We start from the raw sequence: 20,522 nt of genomic DNA, 5'->3' as shown, positions 1-20,522 counted from the left end.
TATTACTTTGAATTTTGTTTTGATTGACATGAATCATTTTTGGTGTGGTAGATTCTCTCTTGCGCCACATACCTTTCGGACCCCGCCGAGCCGGAATTATTACAGGCATTCCACTGTCTGAAACTGGAATTTCCCAGAATCTACCTTTTTTCTCAGCTCCTTTAACTCTTCCTTGAGCTAATAAAACTAATAAACGTTGACGAGACATACCTAATAAAAAAGACGCTTCTCTAGTACCCATGATTTTTTTCCTTAACTGTTGGACAATAGTTAAATGTCCAAAAATAGAACAACATTAAATAGTGTTAATTATTATTATATTTACTTCTCCCCCACTCCCCTACTCCCCTACTTCCCATCCTGGGAGTCCCCTGCTCAAGAAAGCGTAGAAAAGTTTTTGAGAAATGGTCTAATTTATTAGATATCTGTTCAATAATGGATAATTACCTCTTCCTTTTAAGGAGAAGATTGAATAATGGTACTTAGACATTTTCTGGCAGAAAAACAGCTTGAAAGTCAGTCTAGGTAATGGAATTACGTCAATGTCCTAAAAATGGCTAAAACCCTTGGTAATAAAGGATTTATACCTTTTTGACGTAAAAACCTCTGCCTGTATATATTTGAGCCTATTTTCTGCTGCTATTTTGTGTAAGTCCCAATAAAAGGAAAAAATTTATTTTTTTCCCGTTTTCAAGGGAGGCTTTAAACCTGAATTATTGAATTATTTAATTATTAATTATTCGGTAAAAATTAAAAATAAAATCAATTATCATCCATGAATTATCAATTAATACTCCATTTTCCTCTCTTATAAACTGTAAACATTACAATCAATATACATGAATTTACCTTCTTTTCTCTGGCTATGGAAAATAGCAGCTTGGTCTATGGGTCTTTCCCTATTTGCCTATTCATTATTAGCAGTAACAGGCGGTTGGATGTTTTTTGCTCGCCATAACAAACAAAAACGTCCTCAATGGTTACGACCTTTTCATTATATTATTGGTGGTATAATGGTATTTTTAGTAATTTTGTTACTGGCAATTGGTTTGGTAGGAACTATTGGTTATTATGGTAACTTGGGTCATTCCGCTCATTTACCCGCTGGTTTAACTGTTGTAGCTTTGGTTTTAGTTTCTGCTTGGAGTGCGACTCAGATAAATTCAAAACAACTTTGGGCGCGATCGCTCCATATCACGACTAATATTATTCTGTTGTTTAGTTTTGCAACAGTATCTTTGACTGGTTGGAGTGTCGTGCAAAAATATTTGCCTTGAAGAAAGAAGAAGATACATATTATAACATACAAAACTCGATCTTAAAAAAAATGATAAATCTACTGATGCAGAGCTAATCAAAAAAAGTTTATCTAAATGTTGCCAGAAGACCCGCGCTCTCCTAGTCGGGAGCGTCGTATGGGAATGCCAATCAATGTTGCAGCTTCACACATAATCTGTTAATATGTAAATGTTGAAAAATTTTGCAGCAGATGGTTGAAAAAGCGTGCAGATTTAGATTTTACCCAACTCCGGAGCAGGAAAGTCTGTTGCGGAGAACTTTGGGTTGTGTGCGTTTAATCTACAACAAAGCTTTAGCAGCAAGGACTCAAGCTTGGTATGAACAAAAGTAAAGAGTGAGCTATAAGCAAACCTCAACTATGCTTACCTCTTGGAAAAAGCAAGATGACTTAGATTTTCTGAGTGAGGTAAGCAGTGTTCCATTACAGCAAGGTTTAAGACATCTACAAACTGCTTTTCCTACGGAATGCTGCGCAAACACTAACTTTTTTAGTGGACGCGCTAAATATCCTAATTTTAAGAAAAAACGAAATGGTGGTAGTGCTGAATTTACGAAATCGGCATTCAAGTGGAAAGATGGTCAAGTCTACCTAGCTAAATGTGCACAACCATTACCTATTAGATGGAGTAGGCAGCTACCGCAGGGTTGTGTACCTAGTACAATCACTGTCAAGCTAGCGCCCTCTGGTAGATGGTCTGTATCTTTGAGGATCAATGATCCTAGAGACTTGAGGCTTAAACCAGTCAAGAAACAAGTAGGTATTGACTTGGGAATTACCAGTTTAGTTACTACCAGTGATGGAGAAAAAATTACTAACCCGAAAAATCTAAACAAGTTGGGAAAGAAATTAAGACTAGCTCAAAAATCACTTTCTCGTAAAACCAAAGGTTCTAATAACTACCATAAAGCTAGGTTAAAAGTAGCCAGGATACACGCTAAAATTAAAGATTCAAGGCTGGATTACACTCATAAGCTAACATACGTCGCCAATCCGACGGCTCCCCTACAACTAACTAGAGAAAATCAAACTATTGTAGTAGAGGACTTAGCAGTTAAAAATATGGTCAAGAATCATAACCCACCCCCATCCCCTCCCGGGAGGGGAGCAAGAGGGGTGGGTAGTGATGCTAATTGTGGAGAACTAGTCAGGCAATTAGAGTACAAAGCAGAATGGTATGGACGGGAGTTGATCAAAATTGACAGGTATTTTCCTAGTTCCTCTTTCAGAGGAGCTGCGCTAACAAAACGTTGCTCTAATTGTGGTCATGTAGTGGAAAAATTACCTCTAAATATTAGAGAGTGGGATTGCCCAGAATGTGGTAGTCACCATGACCGCGATCTCAATGCAACTATAAACATTTTGGCTGCTGGGCTAGCAGTGTCAGTCTGTGGAGCGACTGTAAGACCTTCTGGGAGTAAATCTCGGAAGGCGGGTGCTAAGAAACAGAAAGCCCCTAACAGTGATGTTAAGGAATCCCACCCTGTCTCGTGAGAGCAGCGTCGGGAGGATGTCAAGTTGAAATCAAACACACATTTTTCTTGACCCAAACATTGTGGGTTTCTAGCAATGACCAAAAACTTATCTGAAAGCTTTCCATATATATCCATAGGTGCAACAACTGGCGCAACCTTTTCTACCACAGTCGGCAATATTGGATTAATAGGTAGTTTTGGAGGTATCAGCATCGGCGCAACTCCTATTATCGGTGCTAGTGCAGTTGTCGGTGCAGCAACTTATGGAGCGGTCAAAGCTATCACAGAATCAGACCCCACTGCTATTGGTTTTATTGGTATGGGTAGTTATGGAGGAGTTACACTTTCTTCTACTATTGTTTAGGTAATTAGGGCTTGCTGATTAAATCTAAAAGTATTTACAGATAAAGGTTTTAGTCTTTTTGGGGCCTTTAAAAAGTGTCTGGTTTTCAGCTCTTCACGCTCAAAAAGTTAGTATTTTAGGCGGCTTTGTTGCGCAGAACAATCTTGGGACAAAACGCCCGCTCCTACCTCCTCGCTCATTCCAATTTCTCCCCTCCACCGGAGGGGTTAGGGGTGGGTTGTCTCCTGTCTCCTGTCTCCTGTCTCCTACTCTCACCCATAAGACTTTTTCAGCAAACCCTAATTAAACCGAAAAACTCTCACGAATTTGTTGCCTAAACTCTAAAACAGCATCAAAAGGTTCATCAGATTCAACATAATTTGCTAACAATTTTACATCTAACAAAGGCAATAAATTACTCCTAATTACCTGCTCATACTTTCCCTGATTTAAGTAATAGATAGAAAAACTTCCATTCTGCCAAAACCACACTTCAGAAACTCCTAAACTTTGATAAACTTCTAAAGCATTAATACCACCACTGGTAATTACAACCTCAATAGCTAAATCAGGAATATCTTTATTGCTAAAAAGACAGTAACATTCATCCGTCTCAATACCTCTAACTGTTGCCTGAGAACGAAAAGTAGTGGAACCTAAACCATAAAAACGGATGCGACTTTCCTCAAAATAAACTTCTAATAATCGACCAATATTACTCTTAATAAATTCATGGTGAAGACTCTGCGACATAATTTCTAAACACCCGCTCTAAAAAACTAATTCGCCAACAAGAATTATCTTGCAAATTATCCAATGAATTTTCATACATCTGCCAACTAATATCACCCATAACAAAAATTTTATCGGCATCAATAGAGCCTAAGCCATCCTCATTTATCAATTTTCTAACTGTTGTAAACCTTCTACAAAATTCAACATTTCAGCCTCTTAATATGAAATACGTTAATGTTTGCTACCAAAGATTGATAGGGAGATGGGGAGATTCGTAATATTTGCATAATTTTTTGTATTTCATATTAAAAAAATATCGCCACTACAGTCCAAAAGTGTCGCGCTTAATTGTATTTTAGTAATCTGAAGTACTAACATTTTTGATATTTATTGATGTTTTTATTATTTATTCCCATTTTCATCCTTTCTTTTTCCTTACCTATGTAATATTATTTTCAAAATAATATAAGCACTCAATTTTAATAAGTTGACTTACGGTTAATAAAATATAAAAAGATATAAATCCAAAATGTTAGACTAGGTAACAACCAAGGCAATAAAATTTCTAATGAAATATAAATTTGTAGGCTAGCCAGTACATAAATTAGAGTCAATAAAAACCATAAAAAAATAATTTCTTGTTTTTGAGTTTTAGTACTATTTCCTAACACTAATACTGTTCCTTTCCCTAACAAAGCAGCTAATAAAATTAACCATAAATTAGGAATAGGTATAACTAATCTTTGATTAAGCAAATGATGAACCATATAAGCATGAATTTCACCCCCAGTGAATAGCTTACTGGGGTTTGGAGAATCTTGAGAGCGCCAGTAACCAACGGCAGCGGGTAAAGGAAAATTGTCTCCTCCTGGAGCAACTAATCCTGCATCTTTATATCCAGCAGCAATAATCACTATTGATGGACGTTTATCTAGTGTAGTTAGTGGTAATAATGGGGAGTCATTACTCTCCAAAAGTTGCCAAGCAGGTAAACGTTGAAAAACTGCTTCTGGGGGAACAGAAAAATCTATAATTGGATGCATCCACATTTGCCCTAATTTATAGGACAATTTAGTTAAAGGCTGTAAGCGAGATGAATTGGAAAATAAATCCAAAAATCCATATTCACCTGTGGTCTGATTAATATGATTTTTGACTTGAGATACCCAATTATCTGAGGAATTAATCCGGGGTTGAAGCAACTCCCCAGATTGTTCAAAGTTTAACCAGTGAGCAACTGCTAACCAATAAGCAAAAGGCAATGGTCTCTTGCTAGAATATTGCCTTGGTAACAATGTAAAATGGGTAACGTAACTGTCATAACCGACAATAAAAGTATCTCCGTGTAGTTGCCAATTTGGGGATGCTAACTCTGGCAAGGGTTCAAACCATCCACCAGCTTGATTACGAGATGTCGCTAAAACAAACCAAGTATTTTGTTTTTTTATGGATGAACGCAGAGTCCGAGCTAGTTGTCGGTCGTTTTTTGGTTGATGGCGATCTAATAGATAGTCAACACCAATGATTTTGGCGTTTATAGATGTAAGTCGATCGATGATTTTGGCTATGTAGCTACGATCCATAGGTCTAGGATCGGATATTTTGGCTTTTTTGATGGACTCTTCGTCAATTTCAACTAATAGCACGGGAGGCGAATTTTTACTATCAGGTTGATTGGTAAATTGCCGATACATGGCTTGCACTAATACTCGCTTTTCAATTAAAAAGCTTTGAGTTGATAATTGCCAACTGCATAAAATTAATGCACCGAGCGCCATCGCTTCTTTTTTGCTAGGTAACCACCGTTTGCATTTGTCTTTAATTCTAGATGGTTGAAGACAAAATAGTGGAGCATCTGGGTGGCAAAACAAAGATGGTATTAGATATGTACTAGGATAGGTGAGATTTTTCTCTAGCTTTAAAAATTGACACGCTGATAATAATGATTCGTGAACATCTTTGTATTCGGCTAGACTTTGTAGAAATCGTACTAAGAATTCTTGGGCAACTTGGTTATGAATGGGTTCTCGCATGACGGCAACTTGACTTAAACCTAAGTCGATCAGGGTGTTAGCGATGCTTAAACCACTACAGGAGTTAAAGATGGCAAATTGTAAACCTCTCTGTTTGGCTATAGTTAAGGATTGAGCAATTTCGATCATGGATAGAGATATGCCAGGAGCGATCGCTAGTTCCCCACCTGTATTCAGATTTTCATTACTGTGTCCGGCGAAAAATAAGATATCCCACCCACGTTCGTCTTTTATGGCTTTGACAATTTTGTCTTTTAGCTCTGCTTGACCCTCGTGAGGTTGCCAACCGACAAATTCTACTTCTGCTATTGGGGATAGTGATTTTACTGCTTCTTTGTCTACCTGGAAATTTAAACCTGTATCATCTCCCAATATTGCTAATACCCTAGCTTTACCTCGACAGGGTTTGGAGCGATAGTTGACTGGTGTATCGTGGATATTAATCGGTTGGCGGACTATTCTAATTTTACTGGATGCAGCAAATTCTGTAATTTCCCATACTTCCCAGGGTAAACGACATAATTCTTGGGAGTTACAAGTTAGAAATACGTCAATAGTAGGTATATGGGTGTTGTGTTGTGATGGTAATAAATTCTCTGTTTTTTGTTTGGCTGCTTGAGCAATTATTGCTCTAATTTCAAATAGTTTTTCGTGTCGTAGCCAACGATGAAATTCACACAGAAGTTTTGCTTCTGCTTGGACCAATTTTTGCTCCCAATCAACTTGTCTGATTATTGTTCCTGTACTTACTACCCTTCCTCGTAAGGCTCTATGATAAAAACTCAGATATTTTGTTTGCCAATCTTGATAAAATATGGTAAGCTCCTCTGGATCAGGAAGGGTGACACTTAATTGTTGCCCTCTACCCCAGGCCAGTTCAAATAGGCAGACTTTTTCAACTTTTTGAATCTTCAGGTAGAATCTATAAGCAGTCTGAGTCATTTTTCTTTGATTTCGAGCACATACCTTTTTACTTTAGCAATTCTAAATTGATTAGAGAGATTTAGACACATATCAGAGCAACTCTTCTATGTAAAAACAAAAACAGCGATCACTATATCTTTAATGTTCATGTTCTGGAAAATCAGCGATCGTCAAAGTATTAAATGGGGTTTGCTGAAAATAACCTTTTGGTAAGGGTAGGAGTCAGAATTCAGGAGAAATGGGAATTAATATTAGGATTTAGTCGGAATAATTGTCCCTTGATTTTTCTGCCCATTAATCTATTTAAGACTTATTTTTGGCGGGGTAGTTAAATTTTAGCTTTATTATTACATATATCCGTAAGTCTAGCATTTTAATTTTGCCTCGGGCAAGAATTTTAGACTCTTCTTAAAAATAGTTAATCAATGTCTCATATCATGTCCGGTTGAACAGTTATAAAATAAATAACTACGGAGTCCTCAGGAGTAAACCCACCCGCGGGGCCCTCCCCTCCTGGGAGGGGAAGGACCGAGTCAGGAGGGAAGAAAGAAGAAGGAGGAGGAAGCATTTTTATAACTAATTATCCGGACATGATATCACTTACTAACAAACAACTACTGCTCTGAAGATTCAAGATATTGATAAGTTTTTTTAGATACTTCACGAATCAATTCTATGGCAGTTTGTTCGTCATCTGGACGCTTCACAAGTACAGCTAATAGATAGCGCTTGCCATTGAGTAAGTCAATCATACCCACATCTGCTAATACAGACTTCAGGTTGCCTGTTTTGTGAGCAATAATACTACCTCTACCTATACCCCGAGGTAACAATGAATCATTTCTAGTCCTCTCCATAATTCTAAACAAGCGATCGCGAGACTTTAGAGATATCAATCCACCTTGATTTACCTGTGAAATTAAATTAATCAAATCCTTGGGAGTTGTTGTATTAGTGCCAGAGAGATCTGGTAAGGAATCATTAATAGTAGTATTCTTCAAACCCCAACTTTGAAACAACTGATTCAAAACTTCAGACCCACCAAGTGCTTCAATCAACATATTGGTTGCGGTATTATCGCTAATCACGATCATTTTTGTCACTGTTTGCAAAGCGGTATATTTAGTACCAGGTCTGCGAAACTGCATATCTCCCGAACCCTCAGCTATATAAGATTCCTCCATTGTCAACATATCATCTAGTTTGATGCGACCTTGGTCTACAGCTTGAAAAAAAGCTACTAATATTGGCACCTTAATCGTACTAGCTGCTGCAACAGCAACATTTCCATTAATATCTAGATAAGCACCAGTATCAACATCAATCAGAAATATTCCTGGGGTGAGCTTTGGATATTCTGCGATGACTGTATCTAGCTCTGTTTTCAAAGCTGTAATTTCTCTAGTTTGTTGTACTGCTAAAGGTACAATAGAGGGAGATTTCCATTCTTGATTTGGTTCTACATCTGCTGCTTGAGAAATGAGACTAGAACTACTTCCAGGCTTCAACATTGATAACAATGTTCCACTAATTACGGCTATTCCCATACCCAAAATTAACATCCGAGTTGCGTACAACACTACCGAAGAAGACACAGAGCGTTTACGACTTGTGAGTGGGGATTTTTTTTGCAGTGGTGGCTGAGAAATAAAAGATTGGGCTTTTTCTGGCCGTTTTTGGGGTCGAGTAGATGTTTTGGGTTGTTGTTCTGCGATGGACCTTAATCTCGCCAGTTCATCTCTTCGGCTACGTTTAGCTCTGTGAGATTGAAATTTAGGAATTTCTGTTTTTAAGGCTCTAGGTGCAACAAATTTCTTTTTTGGGGCGACTGGCCTTAAATGAGGTTCCTCAGAGGGTGGCAGAGGAAATTTAGCTACATCACGCTTTCTTTTGAGGGGTAGCTGCGGTTGCACGGGATGATTTTGCTGTCTACTACTAGATTGCTTCGATTGAGAATCTGGCCTAGTAGGGGATGATACTACTGAAAGAATTGATGGACTAGGAAATCTCTGAACCACTCCAAACACCTTAATTTATAGCTAAAATTTTGTTTATCGAACAGAAGTAAATCAAAATCAACAAAAATTGACTATTTCTGCATAAAAATTTATTCCATTTTACAAGAATAAAAAGTCAGATAAGAAACACACAATCGAGCGAAAAAACTTAATACCAAGAGACAATACAGATAATTATTTTATTTCTCACAGGTTTTGACATTATTAATATTATTAATATTATTAATATTGAGTTAGATGGGTTAGTACTAGAGTAAGCATTCAGCCGTCAGCTAGCCTCCTATGGTCGGAACTGCGAACTTCAGCCAGCCTCCTAGGTCGGAACTGCGAACTTCAGCTATTGCTTTTAGTTATTAGATAAAAGTTTTACTAATTGAGTCAGAATTTATACTTACTACAGAAACTGGCTTTAAAGTCTATATTTATTTAAACCCCCTTATGAGAGCTGACAGCTAATAGCTGTTTGCGCAGCATTCCGCAGGAAATGCTTACGTACTAGAATACTAACTTAATCAAATATTAATTTTGCTTCATCACCTACGATTTAGGTAAATATCTATTACTTTAGCGCAAGTAGTAACTATTTTTACCTATTCTAGACAAAAAAACACTTTATATCATGTCCGGTTGAATAGTTATAAATAATGAGAGAGGAGTCAGGAGTCATATCGAATCCGGTTGAATAGTTATTGTATAGTTGTGAGTAGGGGAGTAGGGGAAATTAAAGGCTTGAAGTAATATAGAATTATCAACATATACTATATAATCGGATTCTATATCAGCAGGGAAAAACAGGGAACAACAGGAGAAAGTTTTTTCATCACTAACTATCCGGACATGATATTACAGATAAATCCAGAAGATTTTTACAAGCTTCTATAACTTGGACTCAGATATTTCTATTCAGCCATTTATTTATATATTAAAAGAATACCCAGGAAGAATAGATTAACTATCATTTTCGCAATGCTGAGAAAGTGCCCAATTCGTTTGCCTAATCATTCCGCGTAACATTGCTATTTCTTCACTAGAGGGATAGGCGCGGTTGAATAGACGACGAATCTTTTCCATCCTGCTAGATGCTGTATGGGGATAAAGATAACCTATTTTGAGTAGCAGGGTTTCTAGATCCTGATAATATGCCTCGATTAAATCTATTTGAGCTTCTAAGTTAGGAGCAGGGGTGGGTGGACTATCCTGATTTTGTTGGTCGCTCAGTGCTATAGTTTGCAACTGATATAGTTCATAACAACAGATAGCTACTGCTTGAGCCAGATTTAGTGAAGGATAGGTATCATCTGATGGAATACGGACAAATCTTTGTGCATAGTTTAATTCTACATTAGTTAAGCCTCTGTCTTCTCTTCCAAATATTAAGGCTGCTGGATATCCTAATAGCCAAGGTAGGGTATGTCGGGGGTTTTCTAGCTTGGTGGGTAATGAACGGTCTAGGGATGTTGTGGCGATCGCTCTTTGACATCCTTTTAGTGCTTCAGGTAATGTTTGAACTATGGTGGCTTTTTCTAAGATTTCTGGGGCATGAACTGCCATTTTTCTGGCTTCTAGTCCATGGGGGTCGCATTGAGGATTAACTAAGACTAAGTGATGGAAGCCCATATTTTTCATAATCCGGGCTACAGAACCAACGTTTAGTGGTCCGGCAGGTTCTACTAATACTATTCTTATTTGTTTTGATTGTTGTTTCAGCATTAAGGGAAGAGGGAAGAAGGAAAATCTGGCGTTATCTGAGTTTGACAGTGCAATTTATTATATTTGGTTTTTGCTCTGATTTTTGGCGTTGAATAAAAAGTCATGCGTAGGGGCGAACGCACCCCAATATATAATTATATTCTCAGATTATCACGATTTTTTCTGAGATACAACCCTCTTCTTTTTTGAGCTTCACAAAATGAACACGAAAGAGGGAAAATCTGGCGTTATCTGAGGTTTGACAGTGCAATTTATTATATTTGGTTTTTGCTCTGATTTTTGGCGTTGAATAAAAAGTCATGCGTAGGGGCGAACGCACCCCAATATACAATTCTATTCTCAGATTATCACGATTTTTTCTGATGCACAACCCTCTTCTTTTTTTGAGCTTCAGGAAATGATGAAACAAGAAGATTCTTTTATTTGAGTTTGACAGTGCAATTTATTATATTTGGTTTTTGCTCTGATTTTTGGCGTTGAATAAAAAGTCATGCGTAGGGGCGAGCACACCCCAATATACAATTCTATTCTCAGATTATCACGATTTTTTCTGAGATACAACCCTCTTCTTTTTTGAGCTTCAGGAAATGAAGTTGATGAGTGAATCAAATCTATTTTCTTCTACCACTGCTAAAACTGTGCAGTAGATTTTTATCTCTAGGTGTCTTTATCTCCCCCTACTCCCCTACTGCCTGGCGAGAGTACTCAAAAGCATATTTCCTCAACTCTAGCTTTTTGAAACCTACAAAATCTGTGACAAAAATTGGCGCGTGCGCTCTTCCTTGGGGTTTTGAAAAAATTCTTCTGGGGTCGCCTCCTCTATCAATAACCCATCAGCCATTAACACGATCCGGTCTGCCACCTCCCTGGCAAACCCTACTTCATGAGTCACAACCACCATAGTCATTCCCGAATCTGCCAAATTTCGCATTACATCCAAAACTTCTCGCACCATCTCTGGGTCCAATGCAGAAGTCGGTTCGTCAAACAACATAATTTTTGGCTGCATGGCTAAAGCACGAGCGATCGCCACCCTTTGCTGTTGACCTCCAGAAAGTTGACCGGGAAATTTTTTGGCTTGCTCCAAAATACCGACTCTTTCCAAAAGTTGCATTGCCACTTCTTCTGCTTTGGCTTTTGGCCATCGACGCACCCATATTGGCGCTAAAGTCACATTTTGCAAAACTGTGAGATGGGGAAATAAATTAAACTGCTGAAATACCATTCCCACATCTCGCCTAATTGCCTCAATATTTTTCAAGTCGTGGGATAAACTGATGTCATCAATAATAATGCTACCTTTTTGATATTCTTCTAAAGCATTAAAAGTACGGATAAAGGTGGATTTACCTGAGCCACTTGGCCCCATAATTACTACAACTTCTCCACGTTTTACTGTGAGACTTACTCCACGGAGGACGTGAAAATTATTGCTGTACCACTTTTGAACATCTCTAGCAACTATTGCTAAATCAGAATCTATTTGTGCTTCAGTTTGTTTGGTTTTTGTTTCTGTCATAGAAGGGAATAAGGAATAGGGAATAGGGAACAGCAGGAAAAATATTTCCCTGTCTAAAGATCATTATCAGTATAAGTCCGCGCCTTATCTGTCTATTTCTATAATACCTGTGACATCCTCCCAACGCTAACCTCTAGGAGGTACAGCGCGGACTTCCAACATCGCTGTTAGACATTGCTGCCCTGTGCCACTTGTCTAGACAAAAAGTCCCCGACAGCCCGACTTGACAGCCTATTTCTTGCTCCCAGAGTCCCTGGGTAGTTAGTTGTTCATAGCCTCGGTTACATATTTCCTGCGCTGAAGCTACGTCTCTATCAGCTTCATACTTGCATTCTGGACAGCTATGCGATCTATCAGAGAGTTCCTTTCTGACTAAACTACGGCAGTTTGGACAAGTGTGAGAAGTATAGCAATGAGCGCTGGTATATTTACAAATTACAGGAAAGGCCAAATAGCTAAAAGTCTTGTATGATAGGCAATTTATTCCCCCAGATGAGCTGTTGCCTGTTGCCTGTTGCCTGCGCACAGCGCTATACCTTTGTGGTCTACTTGAGCAACGTATACTCCCTGCTGTTTCCCCACATAAGACAAAATACTCCTAAATTGTCTAAAACCTGCATCAACAGTATGTTTACCCAAGAAACCTTTAGCCTAGGTTGCTAAAATCTATGTCTTCAACGAAGATAGTCTCAGCCATGTCGCATAATTGATGGGCTAATTTGAACTGATAGTCTTTGCGTTTGAATGCCATAAGATTGTGCTGTTTCTCTACTTTAATCCTGGCTTTCTCGTAGTTAACAGAACGTTTCTTTTTCTTAGACAATCTGCGTTGTAGCACTTAGCCTTCGGCACGGCTTTCGCCTACAGCCGACTATGCTCTGGAAAAATTTTCGTCCCGGTTCTAGGAAGCCATCACTGGTCGCCAAGCATTTCTCCAGTCCCACATCTACTCCGATGAAATGCCCGTGGGGTAGGGGTGCTGGAATCGAAATATCAGATTGAATGGTAATTACAGCGAACCACCCCATTGCCTTCTTTAGTATCCTGACCTGCTTGACAATAAAACTTTCAGGTATTGGACGATGCAAGTTGATTTGGACTTTTCCTAATTTAGGGAGTTTGAGAAGCCATCCTGTAATCGGATTGACTTTAAATTGAGGAAACAACATGGACTTGATTTGTCCGTACTTTTTGAACTGAGGAAATCCATAACCTCTGTTCTGGAAAAAGTCCCAACCATCCTGCAATCTTCGGATAGTTGTCTGCAATACCTCAGAAGGAACCGCAGCTAGTCTCGGAAATTCTTTCTTAGCTTTGGGGAGGTTATTTTGTTGTTGCTGATATCCAGGGAATGGGTAATCAGCATTCATAATATACTCACTGTCCAAACTACACCGATCTATTGGACATTTTCTGGAAGCAATCCAATCCTTAAGTTCTCGAAGAGCATAGTTATAGTCACTACGACAAGTTTCGAGCCATTCATTCAATAACTCGACTTGTTTTTGGTCGGGATAAATTCGATAAGTGTAGTTGAGTGCGAGCATAGTTGGAATGATACCACAAAGCGCAATAGCAGTAAATGCTGATTTGAAGGGATCGATAGATAACTTTTGACTACTTTTGTTTTTGTTAATGATCGGTATTCAATTTTTTTTCTAACTGCCGACTACCAATTGACATGGCATAACAAATAATCCAAAAAAGTATGCCGTTAAATAAATAAACTTCTGCATAATCTCCTAAAAATTGTGGTTGAGCTAAGATTGAGCGACTCATGCGTAACAATTCTGATAATCCGACGATTGATAATAAAGTTGTATCCTGAAATAGACTAATAAACTGACGGACAATTGAGGGAATAGCAACTTTTAATGCTTGAGGTAAGACAATTAATCCTAATGCTAATGGAGTTTTGAAACCTAATGCTTTTGCTGCTTTTGTTTGACCTCTTGGTATAGACTGTAAACCTCCTCTAATATTTTCTGCTAGGTAAAAAGCTATAAAGCACATTTATAATCTAGCAAAATCATACAGTCATTTACCAACGTCTAGTTTTTATATTTGACTAAGAAAAAAGATTATTATGAGTTATTGTTTTTAACTTTCTAACTTTCTAACTTTCTAACTTTCTAACTTTTGACTTTTGACTTTTGACTTAACGATCAGTATTTAATTTTTTTTCTAACTGCCGACTACCAATTGACATGGCATAACAAATAATCCAAAAAAGTATGCCGTTAAATAAATAAACTTCTGCATAATCTCCTAAAAATTGTGGTTGAGCTAAGATTGAGCGACTCATGCGTAACAATTCTGATAATCCGACGATTGATAATAAAGTTGTATCCTGAAATAGACTAATAAACTGACCGACAATTGAGGGAATAGCAACTTTTAATGCTTGGGGTAACACAATTAATCCTAATGCCAATGGAGTACTAAAACCTAATGCTTTTGCTGCTTCTGTTTGACCTCTAGGTACGGACTGTAAACCACCTCTAATATTTTCTGCTAGGTAAGCTGAACTAAATAAAGTTAATCCTAATATTGCTCGTAAAATTCGGTCTGGTCGCATTCCATCTGGCAGAAATAGGGGAATCATAATTTGCCCCATAAATAAGATTGAGATTAAAGGTAATCCTCGAATAATTTCAATATAACCAATAGAAAATATTTTAATTACTGGTAATTTACTTTGTCTGCCTAAAGCTAATAAAATTCCTAGAGGAAAAGATAGAAAAATGCTAACTATAGCCATTAATATAGTTAACATTAAACCTCCCCAGTCGTTTGTAGGTACAGATTTTAAACCTAATCCTCCTCCGATTAACCAGATAATTAAGAGAAAGGCTATAAACCAAGGCAAAGATATGTATTTACCTATATTTGTAATTTTTATGCCTAAAAATTTTCCTGCCCAAGCAGTACTAATAACTAAAATAACTGTTCCTATTAGTAAGAGTTTGAATGGGGTTGTTACTGGAATTAATAATAAAATAGCAGGTATAACAGCTAGAAAAATTAATACTGGTTGGGAAAATAATGTGGCTGAGTTTCTGGCAATAATTCCCCAAGAAAAACCGGATAAGCTAGAAATTATGCCAACTATTAACCAGATGCGCCAATATTGGTCTTTCGGATATCTACCTACCATTAATAATGGCAAATTAACTTTGATTACTTCCCATTCTGCTTGAGTTATTGCCCAAGAGATAAAACCTGTTATTCCCTTGGTAATAATGCTGAGTAAGATGATAGTTAATAAGGTGTTGTACCAGGTACTAAAAAAGTTTTGTCTGAGCCATTCTATAGGATTATTTTCCTGAAATGGGGGTGCTGATGATTTATTAGTATTAATTGTTTTCATATAATTAGGGTTTACCGAATAATTAATAATTAATAATTAATAATTAATAATTAATAATTAAGAGTTGATAGTTAATAATTATTAATTCAACAATTCACGCCTTGAAGCCGCCTCTTGGATAGGGGACAAAATAAGTGCTTATGCAAAATTAATTACACATTTTATTATATATCTCCAATCTTATCCAGAAGTTATCAATTATTTCTCCCTGTTCCCTGTTCCCTGTTCCCTGTTCCCTCTCTCAACTAGGAAATTGATTTTGCACGACTACTTAAAAAAATCATTTTAGTCAATCCTATCCGTTTTAAGAAGAAGTAATTATTAATTATTAATTGTTAATTGTTAATTGCTGAACTATCGAATCTCAAAGCATTGACTGATATTGGCTAAAGTCTTTTTAGGGTTGAAAAAACTGCCTGGTTTTCAGTCCAAAACCCTCAAGGGGAGTGGAGGAGTGGGGGTAAATGGGAGCATTTTTCGGTGCTGGTTCATTGCCATTATTTTTGTGAGTTATGGCAGTAAGAGCATCTTGCTCCCGTACCCGATATCCCTTATTCTTGTATACGATTAAGTTAGTAGGACTAACCATTTTTCTAGCTGTTTCCCCTATTGTTTAACTAAATTTTCTGAGTTATAGCTAATACCAATTCTTAAAAGTAATACTATAATTAGGTAAAACTTCAGTTATTAAGTTATTAACACTAACTTTATCATTTTTTTCTAATTAGGGCTTGCTGAATAAAGCTGAAAGTCAGAATAGCTAAGGTAATAGAGCTTTTTATTCTCAATTTATCTCCTAGTTATTTGCTCTTATTTTCCTCAAAATACTGAAAATTTATGCTGAAATTCAAGAAATTTTATTCACATAAAATGCTAGCTAAAAAAGTTTTTAGCGATTTATTTATCGTATAAAAAAATAAATTTTTGTTTGGATTTTATACTGAATAAAAGTGATTAACTAATAATTAATAAGTAGGGCTTGCTGATTAAATCTCAAAGCATTGACTGATATTGGTTTTAAGAATTTTAGGTGCTGAAAAAGTAGCAGCTTTTCGGTTGATGGAGTGGAAAAAGTGAAGATTTTGGAGTCATTATGACAGAAAAAGTAAGGGTAGATTATGAATGACCAGTTCTTCAGCTAACTTCCCTAAATCCTAACTCTTCACTACTCCCTACTCCCTACTCCTTACCATAGCAAAAAGACTTTATTCAGCAAACCCTAAGTAATTATTAAATAACGAAGAAATAATATTTCCTGATATTCAATCCCGTAACGGTTTTAACCAGAAGTAATTATCAATTATCAATTGATGAATCAACCCTTTGTTAAAAACATTCCCTTCTAAACATTCCCCCACTCCCTTAGAGAATAATTAAGGTTTAAAGCCTCTCCTTTTAAGGAGAAAAAATTTTCCTTAAGCGTCAATCTTCTTCTTTTCAAGAAAAGGGACTCAATAATTATTCATTATTCATTGTTGTATTATCTTTCTTTGAGTTGAACGCTTTTATTTAAGAAGTTCATAGACAATGAAATTATCAAATTTATCAAAAGATAAACTGCCATAATGAGGATAAATACTTCTACTGGACGACCTGTTTGATTATAAGTAGTATTAGCAACTGAATATAAATCTGGATAACCAATAGCTATTGCTAAACTAGAGTTTTTTGCTAAGTTCATATATTGGCTATTTAATGGTGGAATCATTACCCTTAATGCCTGGGGAAAAATTACTAACCTCATTACTAAACTTGATTTTAATCCTAAAGACTTTGCTGCTTCCCATTGTCCTTTTGGTACTGCTTGAATACCGGAACGAACAATTTCAGCAATAAATGCACCTGTATAAAATACTAATCCTACCAGTAAAGCTGACAGTTCTAATGTTAAATTTAACCCCCCTTCTATCCTTCCTGTTGCTGTTTCTATAGGTGCTTGCCAACCTAATCGAAATATAATAATAAATATAGCAATAATTCCCATTCTAATTAAAGATATAAGTTGTGGTTGACCAGATGCTGCTTTTTCTGTCATTAATTTATTCCGCTGTTGCCAAAGAAATATAGCAGCGATCGCTTCTATAACTAAGACCATTAACCATAACCAAACATCCACAGTATTTTCCGGCCAAGGAATAGATATTCCTCGTTTACTCATAAATATTGGTCCTGGTAATTCTAATTTTTCTTCTGGTTTAGGGAGAGTGAAAAAAACTGCAAAATACCAGAAAAATAACTGTAATAGTAGAGGGGTATTTCTGACAACTTCTACATAAACCCGATTCAAATTTCGCAGTAACCAGTTTTCGGAAAAGCTAGTAATTCCTGCTAATATTCCGACTATTGTTGTGAAGAAAATTCCCAAAATCATTACTCGCAGGGAATTAATCAGACCTGCTAATAATACTTGAGTATAGGGGTCTTTTGCTTTGTAGGGAATGAGACTTTCACTAATACTAAATCCAGCTTCGTTTCCTAGAAAACTAAATCCAAATTTTGTACCTTGTTGTACTAAATTACGGTTAAGATTGCTAATCATTATAGCTACAACCGTAATCAAAATTACTACGGCGATAACTTGTAAGGCAATACGCCAAAATCTTTCATCTCGCCATAGTGGAATTTTTTGATTTTCCTGGTCAATCATTTTTATTGTTTAAAATTTTCAGCGAAAGGGAGGTGAATAAAGTAGACCTCCATTAGTCCATAAATTATTTTGACCGCGAGGTAGTTTAAATGGAGAATTTTTGCCTAAGTTTCGGTCATAAATTTCACCATAGTTGCCTACTTGCTTAATAACTCTATAAGCAAAATCATTACTTAAACCTAAACCTTCACCTATATTTCCTCCTATTCGATCTTCTCCTAAAAAAATTCTTACTTTCCAGTGACCAGAATTTTTTTTCTCGTCTATATTTGCTTGAGTAATACCTAATTCTTCAGCTTCTATCAAAGCATAAATTACCCACTTAACTACATCAGACCAAACTGGATCATTATTTATTGTTGCAGGACTCAAGGGTTCTTTTGAAAGGGTAGTATTTAAAATAATATGTTGTTCCGGATTAGGGAAAGTTTGACGACGACCCAACAATTGAGATTTATCGGAAGTCATCCCATCACAACGTCCTTCTGCATAAGCAGTATAAGCTGGATCTGCTTGTTGAAATGTTAATGTCTCAGCTTCAATGTTTCGTTTACGGAGATTGTCTGTTAAGTTTAGTTCTGTTGTTGTACCTGCTTCCACACAAATTGATTTGCCTTCGAGACCCTCTAAAGAATTAATCCCACTATTAGCACGGACCATTATGCTTTGACCATCATAAAATGTTGTGGGGGCAAATTCTAGACCAACGGTGGTATCTCGACTTACTGTCCAAGTTGTGTTGCGAGAAAGCATATCTACTTTTCCACCATTGAGAGCTGTGAAACGCTCAGTTGAATCTAAGTTACGATATTCCACAGCATTTGGATCGTTAAATAAAGCTGCTGCTACTGCCTTGCAGATATCCACATCTATTCCGGAATAATTGCCATTTTGGTCTACAAAACTAAATCCTTGTATGTTGCCTTCTACACCACAATGTAGTTTGCCACGATTTTTTACAACATCTAAACGACTTTTTCCTGGTGGGGTTGGTTCAGATAGGGAATCTTCACAAGATGTCAAGTATGTGGAAAATAGCAAAATTGTCAATAGCAAATATACCCATTTTTGCATAATTTCTTTTCAGTCTCCTGCTAAGAACTTTTCATTTACCGAATAATTAAGGTTTAAAGCCTCTCCTTTAAAGGATACAGGACTTACACAAAGGCACTATTTATAGAGTCCAATAACTATTGGCCAATAGTTTTGAGCGCTATATATAGCGTATATGCGTAAGTCCTAAGGATAAAGGAGAAAAAAGCGGTCGTTTCGGCTGTCGCCGACATGAAAAGCGCAGCTTCCCGAAGGGTGGGATGGCGAGGTCTCCTCGCTGTCCGACCATCGACCAAGAGAAGAAAAAATTTTCCTTTTAGTCAATCAATTCCGTTTTCTTTTGAGAGGTAATTATTGATTATTATAGTTGTTTAACTTAAAAATGAGACGTTCTTTCGTCTGAAACTTCCTCAGAGCAAGAAAGCTTTGTCTCAATCTAAAGTTAAATGACTATAATTATTAATTATTGAATGTATCGGATGTATTGGAGCGATCGCTAATTAATTTATACAGAATTTCAGCTTTTTTTGAGTGTTCAATACTGTATGGAGTTTACTGAAAAAATCTTTTTGTAGGAGTACGATCGCTAATTATCTAGATACTATTTATAGCAGTCGAAGGAAAAGTTAAGACATATCAAAAGCAGAAAAATCTGGCGTTGTCTGAGTTTTCCTTCTTCCTTCTTCTGGGATAAAAAGGTTTTTTTCTTTTTTTCTCTGGTAGGGCAACATAGCTGTGGGACATCCCAGGAGAGGTTTTAAATCTTAATTATTCGGTAAAAACTTTCTGTGGAACATCCCTACATTATTTTTTTCAGTCCTTTCTTCCTTCTTCCTTCTTTCTTCTTACTTTTGCTGTAAAGAATTTGGGAAAAAGTTTAGATTAATTCCCAAATCTTTAATCTTTAAAGCTATGATTTTTTGACTACTCCCCGGAGGTCAGTCACGGGGATTCTAAGCAGATACTACGCAACACCGGTAAATCCATGTTGCTCCGTTTCTTCTTAGCTGACCAAAGATATATTCTTTGGGGACAATTTCATTGTGCCCCTACACAGTCGGCTTAAGTTTAACCTTAGCTTTGCGGCTTACTTTTGCGATTATATTTGCAGCCCCGTTACAGTCTGCATTAATTAACCTATTATTACTACTTCTATACAAACCACGCTTTATTCTTTTCGGTGACGGTTTCCAATCATCGGGTTTTTCACCATAATTAGGTAGATAGTCACCATCTAAAAATGAAGGGGCGAATGCCATTCGCCCCTACAAGTATAACTTTCTTCGGTTTCTATAAATATTATTCCATATTCATCGCACAACTGAGCTATTCTTTCTTTGAGTCTAGCTGTGGGAATTGGTACAAATTCTGAATTACTTTTATGACCATTATCTATTT

The 20,522-nt window shown here is 36.8% G+C and carries 16 protein-coding genes and 3 pseudogenes; 3 read left to right on the top strand and 16 right to left on the bottom strand.

The genetic code is table 11. The features are described 5' to 3' along the window. Window positions 1-241 (bottom strand): annotated as a pseudogene (locus tag F6K15_RS33460) (hypothetical protein); the annotation flags it as partial. 598 nt (window positions 242-839) lie between these two features. On the opposite strand from F6K15_RS33460, the gene F6K15_RS33455 reads away from it, so the two are divergent. The 3 genes and pseudogenes from F6K15_RS33455 to F6K15_RS33445 all read left to right on the top strand — a co-directional run bounded on the left by F6K15_RS33455 (window position 840) and on the right by F6K15_RS33445 (window position 3,136). Further along, complete coding sequence (locus F6K15_RS33455) at window positions 840-1,277, top strand: DUF4079 domain-containing protein (RefSeq protein ID WP_287279557.1); 438 nt, start codon at window positions 840-842, stop codon at window positions 1,275-1,277. A 212-nt stretch (window positions 1,278-1,489) separates the two neighbouring features. Beyond that, a pseudogene (locus F6K15_RS33450) lies at window positions 1,490-2,791 on the top strand (RNA-guided endonuclease InsQ/TnpB family protein). A gap of 75 nt (window positions 2,792-2,866) precedes the next feature. After that, a complete protein-coding gene (locus F6K15_RS33445; RefSeq protein WP_293069749.1) occupies window positions 2,867-3,136 on the top strand; it encodes a hypothetical protein in 270 nt (89 codons plus the stop codon). Between the two features lie 282 nt (window positions 3,137-3,418). Here F6K15_RS33445 and F6K15_RS33440 read toward each other — a convergent pair whose 3' ends face one another. From F6K15_RS33440 to F6K15_RS33370, 15 genes and pseudogenes are all read right to left on the bottom strand, one after another. Then, complete coding sequence (locus F6K15_RS33440; RefSeq protein ID WP_293069747.1) at window positions 3,419-3,868, bottom strand: Uma2 family endonuclease; 450 nt, start codon at window positions 3,866-3,868, stop codon at window positions 3,419-3,421. Further along, window positions 3,846-4,019 (bottom strand): hypothetical protein, encoded by a 174-nt coding sequence (locus F6K15_RS33435; RefSeq protein WP_293069745.1) that lies wholly within the window; start codon window positions 4,017-4,019, stop codon window positions 3,846-3,848. Before F6K15_RS33435 ends, F6K15_RS33440 begins: the two co-directional genes overlap by 23 nt. A 310-nt stretch (window positions 4,020-4,329) precedes the next feature. Continuing rightward, complete coding sequence (locus tag F6K15_RS33430) at window positions 4,330-6,825, bottom strand: CHASE2 domain-containing protein (protein ID WP_293069743.1); 2,496 nt, start codon at window positions 6,823-6,825, stop codon at window positions 4,330-4,332. Window positions 6,826-7,421: 596 nt separating this feature from the next. After that, entirely contained in the window at window positions 7,422-8,825 is a 1,404-nt protein-coding gene (locus F6K15_RS33425) for a serine hydrolase (RefSeq protein ID WP_293069741.1), read from the bottom strand. 948 nt (window positions 8,826-9,773) lie between these two features. Then, a complete protein-coding gene (locus F6K15_RS33420) occupies window positions 9,774-10,535 on the bottom strand; it encodes an RNA methyltransferase (RefSeq protein ID WP_293069739.1) in 762 nt (253 codons plus the stop codon). A gap of 742 nt (window positions 10,536-11,277) precedes the next feature. Further along, window positions 11,278-12,054, bottom strand: coding sequence for an amino acid ABC transporter ATP-binding protein (locus F6K15_RS33415; protein WP_293069737.1), 777 nt, complete (start codon window positions 12,052-12,054; stop codon window positions 11,278-11,280). Window positions 12,055-12,187: 133 nt separating this feature from the next. After that, on the bottom strand, window positions 12,188-12,580 hold the full coding sequence (locus tag F6K15_RS33410; protein ID WP_293069735.1) for a zinc ribbon domain-containing protein: 393 nt from the start codon (window positions 12,578-12,580) through the stop codon (window positions 12,188-12,190). Next, entirely contained in the window at window positions 12,535-12,693 is a 159-nt protein-coding gene (locus F6K15_RS33405) for a hypothetical protein (protein ID WP_293069751.1), read from the bottom strand. Before F6K15_RS33405 ends, F6K15_RS33410 begins: the two co-directional genes overlap by 46 nt. Window positions 12,694-12,700: 7 nt before the next feature. Next, on the bottom strand, window positions 12,701-12,892 hold the full coding sequence (locus tag F6K15_RS33400; RefSeq protein WP_293069733.1) for a transposase: 192 nt from the start codon (window positions 12,890-12,892) through the stop codon (window positions 12,701-12,703). Further along, a complete protein-coding gene (locus F6K15_RS33395) occupies window positions 12,870-13,601 on the bottom strand; it encodes a transposase (protein WP_293069731.1) in 732 nt (243 codons plus the stop codon). Before F6K15_RS33395 ends, F6K15_RS33400 begins: the two co-directional genes overlap by 23 nt. A gap of 85 nt (window positions 13,602-13,686) precedes the next feature. After that, window positions 13,687-14,061, bottom strand: a pseudogene (locus F6K15_RS33390) (ABC transporter permease subunit); the annotation flags it as partial. A gap of 151 nt (window positions 14,062-14,212) precedes the next feature. Next, window positions 14,213-15,424 carry an amino acid ABC transporter permease gene (locus tag F6K15_RS33385; RefSeq protein ID WP_293069729.1) on the bottom strand — a complete coding sequence of 404 codons (1,212 nt, stop codon included), beginning with the start codon at window positions 15,422-15,424 and terminating at the stop codon, window positions 14,213-14,215. A 397-nt stretch (window positions 15,425-15,821) separates the two neighbouring features. Further along, the gene (locus F6K15_RS33380; protein WP_293069728.1) at window positions 15,822-16,013 is read right to left on the bottom strand and encodes a hypothetical protein; all 192 of its coding nucleotides are present in this window, start codon (window positions 16,011-16,013) and stop codon (window positions 15,822-15,824) included. Window positions 16,014-16,904: 891 nt separating this feature from the next. Next, complete coding sequence (locus tag F6K15_RS33375; protein ID WP_293069727.1) at window positions 16,905-18,071, bottom strand: amino acid ABC transporter permease; 1,167 nt, start codon at window positions 18,069-18,071, stop codon at window positions 16,905-16,907. Window positions 18,072-18,089: 18 nt separating this feature from the next. Continuing rightward, window positions 18,090-19,145 carry an amino acid ABC transporter substrate-binding protein gene (locus F6K15_RS33370; protein ID WP_293069725.1) on the bottom strand — a complete coding sequence of 352 codons (1,056 nt, stop codon included), beginning with the start codon at window positions 19,143-19,145 and terminating at the stop codon, window positions 18,090-18,092. Window positions 19,146-20,522 lie beyond the last annotated feature (1,377 nt).

This window comes from Okeania sp. SIO2B3 (genome assembly GCF_010672525.1).
Classification (GTDB): Bacteria; Cyanobacteriota; Cyanobacteriia; order Cyanobacteriales; family Microcoleaceae; genus Okeania.
This window is presented reverse-complemented; position numbering and strand designations above follow the sequence as displayed.

Bases quoted from the DNA above. Each gene is read 5' to 3' on its own strand.
- F6K15_RS33455 (WP_287279557.1), top strand. From the start codon at position 840: ATGAATTTACCTTCTTTTCTCTGGCTATGGAAAATAGCAGCTTGGTCT.
- F6K15_RS33445 (WP_293069749.1), top strand. From the start codon at position 2,867: ATGACCAAAAACTTATCTGAAAGCTTTCCATATATATCCATAGGTGCA.
- F6K15_RS33440 (WP_293069747.1), bottom strand. From the start codon at position 3,868: ATGTCGCAGAGTCTTCACCATGAATTTATTAAGAGTAATATTGGTCGA.
- F6K15_RS33430 (WP_293069743.1), bottom strand. From the start codon at position 6,825: ATGACTCAGACTGCTTATAGATTCTACCTGAAGATTCAAAAAGTTGAA.
- F6K15_RS33420 (WP_293069739.1), bottom strand. From the start codon at position 10,535: ATGCTGAAACAACAATCAAAACAAATAAGAATAGTATTAGTAGAACCT.
- F6K15_RS33415 (WP_293069737.1), bottom strand. From the start codon at position 12,054: ATGACAGAAACAAAAACCAAACAAACTGAAGCACAAATAGATTCTGAT.
- F6K15_RS33395 (WP_293069731.1), bottom strand. From the start codon at position 13,601: ATGCTCGCACTCAACTACACTTATCGAATTTATCCCGACCAAAAACAA.
- F6K15_RS33385 (WP_293069729.1), bottom strand. From the start codon at position 15,424: ATGAAAACAATTAATACTAATAAATCATCAGCACCCCCATTTCAGGAA.
- F6K15_RS33380 (WP_293069728.1), bottom strand. From the start codon at position 16,013: ATGGTTAGTCCTACTAACTTAATCGTATACAAGAATAAGGGATATCGG.
- F6K15_RS33375 (WP_293069727.1), bottom strand. From the start codon at position 18,071: ATGATTGACCAGGAAAATCAAAAAATTCCACTATGGCGAGATGAAAGA.
- F6K15_RS33370 (WP_293069725.1), bottom strand. From the start codon at position 19,145: ATGCAAAAATGGGTATATTTGCTATTGACAATTTTGCTATTTTCCACA.